The organism is Acidomonas methanolica, from assembly GCF_004346035.1.
GTDB lineage: Bacteria > Pseudomonadota > Alphaproteobacteria > Acetobacterales > Acetobacteraceae > Acidomonas > Acidomonas methanolica.
Window position 1 is genome coordinate 1 of sequence record NZ_SLZN01000046.1, and the last position, 12,976, is coordinate 12,976.

10 protein-coding genes and 4 pseudogenes are annotated in these 12,976 nt (G+C 54.8%); 3 read left to right on the forward strand and 11 right to left on the reverse strand.

Annotation, left to right across the window (positions count from 1 at the left end; all coding sequences use genetic code 11):
- Positions 1-298: pseudogene (locus EDC31_RS16145) on the forward strand (transposase); the annotation flags it as partial.
- A pseudogene (locus EDC31_RS16150) lies at positions 292-627 on the forward strand (transposase); the annotation flags it as partial. The pseudogenes EDC31_RS16145 and EDC31_RS16150, both read left to right, overlap by 7 nt.
- Here EDC31_RS16150 and EDC31_RS16155 read toward each other — a convergent pair.
- From EDC31_RS16155 to EDC31_RS16205, 11 genes and pseudogenes are all read right to left on the reverse strand, one after another.
- The gene (locus tag EDC31_RS16155; RefSeq protein ID WP_132127165.1) at positions 516-980 is read right to left on the reverse strand and encodes a transposase; all 465 of its coding nucleotides are present in this window, start codon (positions 978-980) and stop codon (positions 516-518) included. The pseudogene EDC31_RS16150 and the gene EDC31_RS16155 overlap by 112 nt on opposite strands.
- 73 nt (positions 981-1,053) lie before the next feature.
- Positions 1,054-1,224: pseudogene (locus tag EDC31_RS16160) on the reverse strand (IS5/IS1182 family transposase); the annotation flags it as partial.
- A 77-nt stretch (positions 1,225-1,301) separates the two neighbouring features.
- Positions 1,302-1,456 (reverse strand): annotated as a pseudogene (locus EDC31_RS16165) (transposase); the annotation flags it as partial.
- Between the two features lie 141 nt (positions 1,457-1,597).
- Complete coding sequence (locus tag EDC31_RS16170) at positions 1,598-2,989, reverse strand: MATE family efflux transporter (RefSeq protein WP_132127166.1); 1,392 nt, start codon at positions 2,987-2,989, stop codon at positions 1,598-1,600.
- A gap of 20 nt (positions 2,990-3,009) precedes the next feature.
- Positions 3,010-3,645 (reverse strand): cysteine hydrolase family protein, encoded by a 636-nt coding sequence (locus tag EDC31_RS16175; RefSeq protein WP_042062189.1) that lies wholly within the window; start codon positions 3,643-3,645, stop codon positions 3,010-3,012.
- Positions 3,646-3,757: 112 nt separating this feature from the next.
- Positions 3,758-5,035 carry an MFS transporter gene (locus EDC31_RS16180; protein ID WP_042062191.1) on the reverse strand — a complete coding sequence of 426 codons (1,278 nt, stop codon included), beginning with the start codon at positions 5,033-5,035 and terminating at the stop codon, positions 3,758-3,760.
- 41 nt (positions 5,036-5,076) lie between these two features.
- Positions 5,077-6,285 carry a lipase family protein gene (locus tag EDC31_RS16185; protein WP_158310371.1) on the reverse strand — a complete coding sequence of 403 codons (1,209 nt, stop codon included), beginning with the start codon at positions 6,283-6,285 and terminating at the stop codon, positions 5,077-5,079.
- Between the two features lie 75 nt (positions 6,286-6,360).
- Positions 6,361-7,947 (reverse strand): carboxylesterase/lipase family protein, encoded by a 1,587-nt coding sequence (locus EDC31_RS16190; protein ID WP_307188354.1) that lies wholly within the window; start codon positions 7,945-7,947, stop codon positions 6,361-6,363.
- A 62-nt stretch (positions 7,948-8,009) separates the two neighbouring features.
- Entirely contained in the window at positions 8,010-8,684 is a 675-nt protein-coding gene (locus EDC31_RS16195) for a cysteine hydrolase family protein (protein WP_081797932.1), read from the reverse strand.
- A 96-nt stretch (positions 8,685-8,780) separates the two neighbouring features.
- Positions 8,781-11,225 (reverse strand): TonB-dependent receptor, encoded by a 2,445-nt coding sequence (locus EDC31_RS16200; protein ID WP_081797933.1) that lies wholly within the window; start codon positions 11,223-11,225, stop codon positions 8,781-8,783.
- 131 nt (positions 11,226-11,356) lie between these two features.
- Positions 11,357-12,265 carry a LysR family transcriptional regulator gene (locus EDC31_RS16205; RefSeq protein WP_081797934.1) on the reverse strand — a complete coding sequence of 303 codons (909 nt, stop codon included), beginning with the start codon at positions 12,263-12,265 and terminating at the stop codon, positions 11,357-11,359.
- Positions 12,266-12,630: 365 nt separating this feature from the next.
- Here EDC31_RS16205 and EDC31_RS16210 point away from each other — a divergent pair.
- A partial coding sequence (locus EDC31_RS16210; RefSeq protein WP_132127168.1) for a transposase occupies positions 12,631-12,976 on the forward strand: 346 nt, incomplete at its 3' end.

Below are 12,976 nucleotides of genomic sequence, written 5' to 3' on the forward strand. Positions count from 1 at the left end.
CCTGTTGATCCGCCGGAACATCGCCGATGGAGACCTTGCCTGTTTTACAACCTGGTGCCCGAAAGGGACAACCATGCAGGAACTCGTGAACGTTGCAGGGACGCGCTGGAGGATCGAAGAGTGTTTCGAGGCGGCCAAAAACGAATTCGGTCTTGATCATAACGAAACCCGCTCCTGGCATGGTTGGCATCGGCATGTTTCTCTGGTCATGCTTGCCTATGCCGTCATGGCAAGTGTCCGGTATCAGGCAAACTCACAAAAACCGAAAAAAACACAACGCAGAGCACGATCGCCCTCGGCGGGTTCGAAGAAAGCGATCTGGCCAGACAATACCCGGCCATCGCGCCCAGTTGGCGCAGGGCATGGAATGAGGTCATTCCGTTCCTTGATTATCCCCCGGAAGTGCGCAGGCTGATTTATACAACGAATGCCATTGAGGTCCTGAACTCAAAGATCCGTCGTGCGGTGCGCACCCGCGGCCATTTTCCCAGTGACGACGCCGCAGCAAAATTGATTTACCTGGCGCTCAATGCTACCTCAGCAGAGTGGAAGCGCTCAGTGCGCGAATGGCACGCTGTCAAATGCCAACTCGCAATCATGTTCGATGACCGTTTCCCAATGGCCTGAAAAAATGGCACCGCACAAAATTCTACACAGTTTCCACTCGCGTGAAAATAATGCACCATCAAACCCCGGGACCAAACATCTAAAAAATCGCGTTCCATCGTCAACTGCCCGATCCTGGCGTGCAACTCGTCAATCCGCTTCTGCGCCGCCCGCTCCGCATCCTGCCCCACCGTCATATCGAACGCCCGCGCCGCCTGCTCCTGCAACTGCCTCTTCCAAGCGTAAATCTGGTTCGGGTGAACCTCATGGCGTTGCGCCAGGTCCGTCACCGTCACGTCGCCTCGCACGGCCTCAAGCGCAATCTTCGCCTTCAATGCCCCGTCCAGCTTCCGTCTCGTCTTCTTCGTCATCATCGCTCCTTCATACGACAGAGCCAGATATATCCAACTTAACCTGTGGTCCCATTTCCAGGGGCCACTTCATCGGATCAAAGGGTGGACGCCCGCCTTTGCTTCCGTCCGCATAGGCCAGAGCCCTGTCCAGATCAGGACGAAAGACCTCAAAATCCACAGTCCAGGAAAACGCTTCGAGTTGGTCGCCGACACCGCTTAACCGGGCAAGGCGCTCGTCAACATCAAAGAAACCCGCCTGCTTCATGAGCCATTCCCCCAATCATCACAGAAGGGATGCAATCACAGCCAACACTTCAGAACCAGGGGGTTTTTCGATCCCTCCAGGTCACGCCAGGGGATGCCTGCACGGTAACGATACAACACGGCTTCCACAAACAGATGGTTGTCCGCAGCCGTGCCACCGACATGACCTTCACGACCGGGAAGAAGATCCTTTATCCGCTCCACTGATCATCGCGTAAACCGTAGCGTCGCATCCGTCTGTCTCCCAAAAAGACGGGGAAACAATCAGCACAGAGAGACAGAAAGTACAACCCTCAACCGTCAGGACCAGCGGTTAACTGACGACACGCTGTCGAATACACCTCCCCGCGTGCATCACTACCGCAGGACCGTGCTTATGTCATCTCTGCACGGCCTACGCTATTGATACGAATAAACCGCACCGTTTGCAGGCAAGCCGAGCAAAAAACACCAGCACAGATCCCGATCCATACCCCCAGAATGGGTTGCGGCGTCAGACGCGCCAGCACCATGGCGAACAGGAACCCAACAATCCAGTAACTGGTGACGGCCATGAGCATGGGAATTTTCATATCCAGCTTACCTCTCAACGCACCGGATGAAGTAGCCTGAAGCGCATCGAACACTACAACCGCGCACACAACGAGAAACATATCATACAGACCACCACCAAAACGTGCGGATACCACGCCCGTATCGCTCATGATGGCTCGGTAGATGGGATTATGAAACAACAAAATCGTGGCGGCTTCGGCCAAAGCCACCAGAAAAATGAAAACCATAGCGACATGATGCGCGATTCTGCTGCGGTCATGCTCCCCTTTTCCATGAAAATAGGAAACTCTGATAGAAACTGTCTGATTCATAGCCAAAGAAGGCATAAAAGTCAGTAATTCTATGGACTGGCAGAGTTGATGCACGCTCATCTGCGCAACGCCGGAAGCCCCGACAAACATGGCCAGCATGGTATTAGCACTCATTTCAGAGGCCACGCCAAGGCCGACAGGCCAGCCAGCATGGATAATAGCAGCACAACTGCTTTTTATGGCAGGCCATTCATGCTGGATGAAGCTTCTTTTAAGAACAGGAAAAATATCCAGTGTCAGGAACGACATAATGGCCGCAACAGACCAAGCGATGGAAAATACCACCCCCATCATGATCAGAATACTTTGCCCCATGCCACGGCAGAACAGTAGAACCACGAAAGCCCCGGCCCCGTAGGCCAGCGTGCCGCACCCGACCGCTTTGAGAATGGAGGCGGAACGCCCAGTTGCCGAGCCATAAGAACGCATGACCGAAAAAAAGACCATGCTTGGCGCGCCAAAAACGGCACTGCTCATATACAAAAGCGCGCCCCGCCCCATTGAGGGCTCGAAAACAAAGGCCCTGCAGACCAGAACGATCAGAACCAGCAAAGCGACAAGAAAAACCGACAGGCCCAGCGCAATGGCACACGCACAGGCCACGAAACGCTCCGCAGCCGCCTCGCCCTCCGGGCCACCCCGGCCTCGGGCCTGCCCCAGAAGGGACTGAAAGGAGGAAATGGTTGACTGAACAATGACAACACCGGTCTGGATCAGCATATTGCAGATACCACCAGACGCGAGTGCTTCAACCCCTATGCCGCCCAGCGCCAGATTGGCGCATAGCGTAATGCTGACCTGCATGATCTGCGCCAGAGAAAGGGGAAAAAATATTCTTGAGATTTCACAAATTTCTTCAAGAAAAACTTTTCTTTTTCCAAATAGACTGACCACAGACACACTCTGTATTCGCGTTTATTTTACGCCTGCCGCCTGATCGCAGCAAAAGCATCTACCACGTCCTGCGCGCTGCGCCGTGCGCCGGCCTGCAGATATTCCATGGCCTCAAGAGCCGCATCATGCGCCCGGTAGCTGGAGCCGGAAACACAGTCCTCTACCACACGACAGTAATAATCCATCTGGTGGCCATCGACAAAGCTGTAATGCACGCACACATCGGTAAAACCGCCGACCATGATAACGGTTTGCACGCCAAGTCCTTTGAGTAGGATTTCCATATCCGTGCCGAAAAACACGGAGTAACGCCGCTTGGTGATCCGGTAGTCATCCTCCACCATACCCAGTTCTTCGACCGCGAAATCCGTGTTGGGCTGCCCTTCCAGACAGTGCACACTTTCGGAACCATCAAGCTCACGCCCAAAGTCAACCATCGTACGACGGTGGGCTTCCTGCACAAAAATAACCGGGATACCGGCCGTGCGTGCGGCATCGACAACCGTTCTGGCACGGGTGTAGCGCTCAACCGCGTCAGGCATGAATTCAAGGCGAGAACTGGCCGGGCGAGGCGCAAAACCACCTTTTTGGATATCGACTACAATCAGGGCAGGCTGGCCGACAATCATCGGCTTCGCCACAATCTGCTTTGCTCCGCTCATACGCATACTCCTCTATAATGCAGGCAAGGATACGCAACGCGCTTTGTCCTTCAATATCAAATTACGCAAATAAACTTGCATGGCTGAGGCGCGGATGACACTCCCGCCCCGATTAGGCCGGGAGGTGCGAACTCTCCATCCGGCGGGCATCGTCAATGTCGCCCACGATATACCGGCACGCCAGAAGCAGGCAGAAACCCGCTGGCAGAACCGTGACCAGCATGGACAAAAAGGCCGATTGCAAAGGGTCGGCTGCACCTGCCGCCTTGTAGCTATCGCTCAAGATCCCGACAAGGTAATTGCCCCCTCCGGCCCCGATCACGCTCATACTAACCAGCATGACGGTCGCCCCCAGTGCTTTTTGCGCGGGCGGCAGTACTTCCTGCGACAAAGACAGGACCGGCGAAAGATAGGCCCCGATACCGAAAATAACACACGCATAGAAAAGATAGGAGAGCGCACCGGTGGTTTCAAAAAAAGCCACCATCGACAGATTGACCAAGACGCAGGCCACAAGGGGTATCAGCGCATAGGCGCGACTGTTTCTTTTTACGAGGTAATCACACAGTACACCGGCGGCAATTGTGCCGGCAATGCCGCCTATCCCTTCCACCAAACCGCTAATATTGCCTGCCTGCTCTACTGTCAGCCCCCGACTGCGAATGAGGTAGGCCGGGCACCAGCTCTCAAAACCCGCACTGGCCATGACAAGCAGCGTATAGGCCACGCAAGTCAGCCAATAGCTTTTACGCACAAGCAAAAACCGCAGACCGGAAAAGAAGGACGCGCCCTCGGTATGGCTATCCTGCGCGGCCACGGCTCTTTCGCGGATCATGCACCACGCGCCGATAGCCAGCACCACCCCCGGCACACCTAGCGCGAACAGGGTGTAACGCCAGCCAAGCCATGGCGCTAACATGCCACCCGCACTCAAGCCGATCCATATACCCAGAGAAATACCGCTATTGTACACAGAGATCGCGCGCGCGCGGTAATGATCGGGAAAATGGCGGGAGATGATATAGTAACAGACAGGGCTACACCCCCCTTCAGAAAAAGCGACTGCCAGTCTTGAAAAGGCAAAGCTCCAGAGTCCGCAGGCCAAACCGCCCAGAATGGTGAACAGCCCCGACCCCAGCGAGGCAACCGCCAGCAGCCGCCCTGATCCCGCCCGGTTGACCAGATAGGAGAACAGGAAACCCGAAAGCGAATACATCAGAGCGAACAGCGCTCCATTGATCAGACCGACATGACGATCCGCAATCCCGAGATCTTTTTCTATCGGGTCAATCAGGATTGAAATGCTGAATCTATCGACCCATTCAAAACTGAAAATGCACAGCATGATCGTAAGGTAGATAATGACCCTTCCCTTATCGACTTTTTTCATCTTCAGTTGCCCGCCCTCTTTTTTTGAAATATTCGTGTCGCTCAGTAATTGAACGGCACATGCTGATCCGGCACCTGCAAGGGACCGGGCGCATGAAGCGCCTTGCAGTTCGAAACCGGGCGCCTCCCCGCGCGCAGGGCGGTGATAAAATGCAGTTCATCCGCAAAGGCGACATTCACCGTGCCACTATGTGTCAGGCCCGGATAGTAATGCCACTCCACATGGTCGTCCGCCGCGCATAATGCGGCAATCGCATTATATTGGGGTATGATACCCGCCTCTGAATCCGCAAGACCGGTCGCGGTAAAAACCGGTGCTTTCTGGTAGGCATCGGGCAACATTCTGGCCTGCTGGGCCATATGTTCATAATGCTCCACACCGGGCGTATAGATATCATCCGCCTTCATATGCCGGGCCTTGGCGTAATCCATCAGATCATGCAGGCAGGCATGAGATGCCAGATCAATGATCTCCCGCCCCTTATCCCTGATCAGGCCGGAAAGCCCCTGATAGCCCAGTGCCTGTAGGCTGCCCAGAAAATACAGGGTCGAATAGGCCGCATCCACATCATCCCCGCCCTGATAGGCGCTTTCGGCAATGAAGGGGGCCTGATGACGGTCCTGAATATCGAGCACAAGACCACTGGCGATAACCGCCAGAATGTGCAGATCTGGCGCCACCTGCGGCGCCAGATAACCCGCCCCCAGCGCGGCCCCCGACCCCTGAGACTGCCCCACCACCACAATATCGTTCGCCAGAAGATGCGGATACGCTTTCAAAACGGCCTGAACGCCATCGAGAATACTGTATCCTTCGGGTTTGTAGAGCAGATACGGATGCACACCCTGCGTACCCAGCCCCTGATAATCCGTACCGAACACTGCATATCCATGGTTGAGCCATTTTTTGAAATACGCCAGATCCCGCGGTGACGACCCACGCCATGACGGCGCGCAGACATCCGCCACCCCCGTTGTGCCATGGGCCCACGCCACGACCGGCCACCCCGCTGCGGGCGGCTTGCCTTGCGGCAGGTACAACACCCCGGAAACAGGGGCTATCTGCCCCTCTCTTACACCGTCACGCGCCGTGTACAACACACGATAGCCATGATACCCCAGACCGAGTGCCTCATAGGTCTCCTGCCGCAATACGGTGCCGTAAGCCTGCGGCAGAGGGGCTGCCCACTGGTAGAAAGCCGAAACTCCGCCATCGCCAGAAGGCAACGCGTCCGCAGCCATGCCTGGCATAGCAGCCCCACATCCCATAAAGCAGGCCCCAAGCACGAGTGCCTTCTTGATATATCCGCGCATAGCCGCCATTCCTCACCAAACCGCCAAGCCTGAAAGCTTGCTCATAATCCAGTCAAGCTGGGCTTGCCGGAAATATGTCATGACCGAAAGATCGTGGGGGCCGAACTCCAGAACCGGCCCGCTCAGCAGCACATAGCGGGGCCAGACCGGGGCCATGCCCGCAGCATCCGGCACGCCTTTTTGCGCGAAACTGACCCAGTACGCCATCATCTGCTCGGAAAGCGTGCGATCCTGCCCCACCGCAGTTGCCACAGGCGTGCTACCTTGGGTGCCGTCATCGCTCTGATTCGTGTAGCCGGTGTGGAGATTGCCAAAGACATAGGGCAATTCGGATGCGTGGGCCGCCCCACGGCATCCATCGGACTGCCAGCCCTTACCCGCCCCGCCATGATCAAAATCATAAACCCAGACCGGCAGACCCGCCGCCGCCCACGCCCGCGCCTGAAAGCGCACCGGTTCGGTTTCGATCCGGTCTGTCTGCGCCTCGCGCACCGCCGTCTGCAAAGGCCCCGGATACAACCGCTTGAAAGCCGGATCCACCGGGGAAGCAAATGTAAATAGAGCCAGAGCATCAGGTCCATAAACGCTGGCATCACAACTAGTGCCGCCTAGTATCAGCGGCACCGGCAGCATTTTGCCCTGCGCTAAAAGCGTCGGCAAAGGGGCCGTAAGCAACTGACCATCGACAATGGGCATGGGAGTGGTACGGTCTATGTCCTCCGGCGAGTCATCCTCTGTCAGTGCCGAAACGGGCAACGCCCGCAGCGCATCGGCTTGCCTGGCGGATACGCCATCGATACCATGTGGGTGAGCGTATTCCACCCCGATGGCCTCCGCCGAGGCCGTCCCCTGGGTCAGCGCTCGCCCGGCCCAGCGTGAAAAACCTGACTGGGAAATGGCGCGCGCGAACAAGCCGCGCGCAGACTGCATGACCGTCAGGAAATTGACCGATGCCCCCCCGGCACTTTGCCCGAAAAGCGTGACCTGCTCTGGATCGCCACCAAAGCGCGCGATATTATCCCGCACCCAGCCCAATGCCGCGATCTGGTCCATAAAGCCATAATTGGCCTGCGCTTCGCCCTTTGGGCGCGCCGCCGTAAGAGCAGGATGAGTAAAAAAACCAAGACGTCCAAGGCGATAATTGAAACTGACAACAGTAACGCCTTTTTGCGCCAGCCGTGTTCCATCATAAAGCGCTTCCGCCGACGATCCGCCGATAAAGGCCCCGCCATGAACCCAGATCATGACAGGCAATGACTCGCCCCGCCGCTCTGACGGACGCCAGATATTAAGCGAGAGGCAGTTCTCGCTTGTCGGGATATCGCGCACGGCCATGCGCGCAATTTGCGGGCAGGCGGGTCCGAAAGCCCCGGCATCAATCCGCGCGGGCTCACCTGTTACGGGCAAAGGCTGGGGCGGACGCCACCGCAGCGCCCCGATCGGCGGGGTGGCGTACGGTATACCCTTAAAACTGTCCACGCCCGAAGCACTACTTCCCGCACCAGACCATAAGGGGTCCGCACCGTGGGCGCCTCGGGTGCCGCGCCAGCCACGCTCCCCGTAACAACAGAGGCCATGAAGGCAACGACACAAAAACACTGTCTCACGCGCCGCCTTTTTTGCCCGCTCCGCTGCATCATGATCACGCTTTCCCTGTAGGTTTACGTGCCGGTCCCCTTGCCCGCGTGTTGGGCAAAAGCATCTACCGCATAGGCGCAATCGACATTGGCGCCATGCTGGAGATACTCCATGGCTTCGAGCGAGGCCGTATGCGCCTTGATGCTGGAGCCTGCGACACAGTCATGCACAACACGGCAATGATAGTCATGCTGATGGCCATCAACAAATGTGTAGTGGATACACACATCCGTAAAACCACCGATCAGGATAAGCGTCTCGGCTTTGAGCGCCTTGAGGAGAATTTCAAGCTCAGTCCCGAAAAAGCATGAATACCGACGCTTCTGGATGACATAATCATCCTCTCTCAGCCCCACCACATCGCTGGCGATCGGGGTGCCGGGTCGGCCCTCGACACAATGCGGCCCCTCGCTGCCATCCAGCTCCCGACCGAAATCGATCAGCGATGCTCGATGGATTTCCTGAAAGAAAATAACGGGAATATCCGCCGCGCGCGCCGCGTCAATCACGCTACGTGTGCGGCTCATCCGCTCGATGGTGTCGGGCATCAGCGGCAGATGAAAATTCGGAGGCGGCGGTACAAACGACCCTTGCTGAATATCAATGGCCAGCACGACAGGGTTGCCGACAATGAACGGTTTTTTCTTTTTTACGCTTGTCACAAAACTTCTCTTCCAAACAAGACCACGCTCATCCATGAACCATGGTGATCATGAATGTCGGTCTGTTTCCAACACATGAAGGAAACAGACCACCATCAGTTACGACATGTTATGAGCGACGGCTCACATTCATCAGAACAAGACACTGACAGTTCCGAAGAACTCACGTACCGCACCACGCTGGAGCGACTGGTAGTCACCCGATACAGGGAAGCCATTCTCCCCCATCTGCGAAATATACTTTTGATTAAGAAGGTTGTAGGCCGTGAAGTTTACTTTCAAATTTTTCATGACTGACAACTTTCCAAAGTCATATGATGCGCCTGTACTTGTGAACCAGTACGGGTTCACCGAGGTATCATTCATGAGAGAATAGTATCTCTTTGAAAAATAATTGGCATAGAAGTTAGCCTCAAAGCCATTATAGTGGAAATCAATGCCGGTTTTGTAGATAAAGGACGGATACGCCGTCATTGTCTTGCCATACAGGTCACAATTACCCGTAAGCGGGCAGGCGTTTACATGCGCCCCGTATGTCATGTGATTATAGCTAAAAGAATTGAAAATCCCCAGCCATTTGAACGGGTAGTAATTGACCGAAACATCCACCCCATACATCGAGGCCTTGCTGGTATCGATCACCGTGGACACCGGATTGTTGAGCGAGCCAACGGAGGCCGACATCAGACGATGGGAAATATCGGCATGATACCCGGCAACCGAGGCAACGATCTGGCGGCTGGTATAGCGATAGCCTACGACATAAACCCAGTCTTTTTCAGGACGGAGGTGAGACTGGTTCTGATTGAACAGAGCCTGCGTCGATACGCCCCAAGGTGAGGTATAGCTCCCTTTCGCCGCAACACTGTAAGGCCGCATGGTTTCCGCCACATCGAAATACAGTTCATGATGCTTGAGAAAGCGCCACACAAGGTTGACATTTGGCAAGAACGCCGCAGCCGATGTCATGCTGCCATGAGCCAGATTGGGAAAGTTTGCCTGCGCGCCACCCGATGTTGTCTGCAACATGGATTTGAACCCATAAGTCAGCCCCAGGTTATCAAGCAGGGTATAGGTATCCATGATGTGGTACTGGAACGTATTGGTGTTCCACTTGTAGTTATAGATCGAGTAGAGCAGGCCATATTTGTCATACGGGCCGGTAACGGACACCGGATTGCCCTGCCCCAGAACAGGTTGGTTGTAGATATTGAAATTGGTGGACTGGCTGTTGTTTTCAAACCAGGCGCCGGTTTCAATATGGTGCTTGTGGTAATCATAGGTGAAGTTGCCGGTAAAGCCTCCGCGCTGCTGCTGCAGGTGCCAGACATCTTCGGCCAATGGTGCCCCCGTATCGGAAATGGTCGTTGGATCACCAATCAACGTATGCGTGTCATCCTTATGCCCATACAGCAGACCATGCCATTTGAGGCGTTCCGTAATATCGACATCAAGATGCAGCCCAGTCAGATAATCGACCGTTGCCTGCCCGGCGTCATAAAACGCGGTTGCGGACTGCGTGGAAACATTCTGCCATCCTGCTGGCAATGTGGACGGCCCCACAACCGTGATAGGCGCATAAGGCCCACCCGCGGCATTGAGCTGCCCCCATTGGGCCGCGGAATACGCGGCGGCATAGTCAGGATAGAAGTCGGCCGTTCTCCACCCCAGTTTGTCCAGCATTTCCAGAGACTGATCGGCGTAATTCCAGACCTCGGCATTGGACCAGTTGAAGAACAGCGATGCTCTGGCCCGTTCGCCCAGAGGCTGAACGATTTTTCCATCCACATTCTGCATGAAGTCGGGGCTGGAGCTGTTGTACTTCTGTTCATACGCACGGGCATATGAAACAAAGAGTTTGGTGCCGGTCTCGTTCAGCTTACCGCTATCGAGACGGACATAGGTCCGCTTCATGCCGTAGCTGCCAAACCCTTGGGAAACCTTAGCCCCCATATGGTCAGCCGGGTCCTTGATACCGATTTCTATGGAACCGCCAAGGTTGCTGTTCGAAGGCACAGCCAGACCGCCCGCCCCAACTGAGAGAGAGGCCCTGCCAATATCATCCGAGATAATGGCGTTATTGATATTCAACCCGTTGAGATTGGCGTAGGTCTGATCGTTCAGCGGAATGCCATCCAGCGTAACGCCAAGCTGGTTCTGGCTGAACCCGCGAATACGGATGCTGGATGACCAGCCATCGATCCCCAGCGGGTCGGATGAACTGTAGCTGGTGCCGGGCAGCTGACCGATCGCTTTGAGAATATTTTGCCCCGGCACTTCACTTTGCAGGATCCGGCTGTCAACTTTCATACTGCTGCCGGTCTGCATGTATCGCTGCGAGCCCGCGACCTCAACTTCCTCGCTATAGCGTGACACCGCTGCCTTATTCGTTTTCTTGATGTTACGCGCACCAGACGTCGCCACCTTACCCCGGACCGCCACCTTTTCCACCGGCTTCGCATCTTCCGCCAGAGCCACCCTGGAAGCACAGAGCGTCGCTATGGAAGACAGCATTAAAATGCTGAACTTTACCGGGAACACAGGGTTCTGTTTTTCCGCGAATACACCCCTCACCATCGCCCTCCCTCACTATCTGCTTACACCATGAGGGATTCATTTCGGACTAAAAATAACGTCTGAGGCAATTTTGGTTTTGCATTTGGTAAAGTGGGGCACCCCAGCCCCCCCCTCCCCGGAACAAACCACGCTTACTCCTGCATACACAGCAGAAATTTTTGCACGAGCTGCGAAGCCTGGCCTTTGAGGGTGATCATTTCTATGGAATTAATGAACTGTATTTCAGAAGGAAGAATTTTTTTGTAATCATTCTTCCTCCACAAAGAATCAACATAGTGCGTTGGCAGAAAACCCAAATAACAACTGCTCCCTATAAGGGTTGCCGCCAGCTCCATATTCTCAACGATTGCCTTTTGCTTGAAAGACTTTACGATTTCAGGCAGGCGCGTAGCTCCTTTCAGATCATATCCACAAAAATTATACTTTTGCGGCTGTAAATCGCCAGAACTGGCAGGGGGCTTATCAAAAAGCTCATGCCCAAGCGCACAATATAAATGATTTACCTCACTATGGAGAAATTTATATTCGATTTTATCAATGGTTCTTCGTTTGAAAATAATGCCAACGTCAAATTCGTCATTAATAACACCAGCCTCCACCTCCTCTGTCGTTTTTGAACTAAGGTTGAGAATCACATCGGGATAAAGTGTGCAGAAGTTATTGATCACTTCTGTCAGCCGGAAACTCTTGTCCGTTATCAACGCATCCACAACCGCCAAACGCAGGGTTCCACTGACCTCGGCGTTCAGGCTGGAAATCTCCTGTTCAAACCGTTCTATATCGAGCAAAAGCCTTTTGCCGTAGTCATACAACCGTAGACCCTGCTCCGTCAGGGCAAAGCCCGCTTTGCCACGCCTACAAACAGTAACCCCGGTTCTGACTTCCAGATCGGAAACGCAGCGGCTAATCGCGGGAAGGCCGACCTGCAGCACGGGTTCGGCGGCTGCAAAGCCCCCACATTCCACGATGGTACAGAAAACCTTTACCAGACGCACATCACTGCCAGTAATTTTTCCGCGGAATTTTTTCGGCACACTCATATCAGTTTACCCTTTCTCGCTGGGACAGATGCACGAGGCCTCCATTCCACACAAACAAACTCCACAGATATTCTCATGAAACCATAAGTGCGTGTAGAATACGTCGTTATGCAAGTGTAAAAAACAAACCCAAACCGCAACGAACAAGGTCAATGACAAAATTACGTTCAAAGGATGTCGCCCGACGGGAAGAGGAAGGCGTAGGACTGGATTACTCGGAAGCTCTTGCTCGGGGACTGGCCATTATCTGCACTTTTTCAGCGGAAAAGCGCCGCATGACCCTCAGTGCCCGTCCAAGATCATATTGAATTTCTGGAATCATTTATGATTCCATGTGGGCAGCCCCGATTCGGAAGAGCGGCCTGATGTGGACTATTGAGAATCGTGCCCGGTATGACCGTAGCAAACTGCGCTATCCCAGCGACCTGACCGACGAGGAATGGTCTCTGATCGAGACGATGATCCCCCGCGCCAAACGGGGCGGCAACAAGCGGACGGTGAACGTGCGCGCGGTGATGAACGGTCTGATGTATATTCTGAGCACCGGGTGCCAGTGGCGGGCGATCCCGAAAGATCTGCCGCCACGCAGCACGGTGAACTATTATTTCCGCCGCTGGCAGCATGAAGGCACGCTCGACCGGTTGCATCATGCGCTTTACGTGCTCTGCCGTGAGCAGGCGCGCCGCGACGCCAGCCCGACAGCGGCCATCA

Coding starts and splice junctions, on each gene's coding strand:
- EDC31_RS16175 (WP_042062189.1), bottom strand. CDS start 3,645: ATGAGCGGAGCAAAGCAGATTGTGGCGAAGCCGATGATTGTCGGCCAG.
- EDC31_RS16205 (WP_081797934.1), bottom strand. CDS start 12,265: ATGAGTGTGCCGAAAAAATTCCGCGGAAAAATTACTGGCAGTGATGTG.
- EDC31_RS16185 (WP_158310371.1), bottom strand. CDS start 6,285: ATGCCAGGCATGGCTGCGGACGCGTTGCCTTCTGGCGATGGCGGAGTT.
- EDC31_RS16200 (WP_081797933.1), bottom strand. CDS start 11,225: ATGGTGAGGGGTGTATTCGCGGAAAAACAGAACCCTGTGTTCCCGGTA.
- EDC31_RS16155 (WP_132127165.1), bottom strand. CDS start 980: ATGATGACGAAGAAGACGAGACGGAAGCTGGACGGGGCATTGAAGGCG.
- EDC31_RS16195 (WP_081797932.1), bottom strand. CDS start 8,684: ATGGATGAGCGTGGTCTTGTTTGGAAGAGAAGTTTTGTGACAAGCGTA.
- EDC31_RS16180 (WP_042062191.1), bottom strand. CDS start 5,035: ATGAAAAAAGTCGATAAGGGAAGGGTCATTATCTACCTTACGATCATG.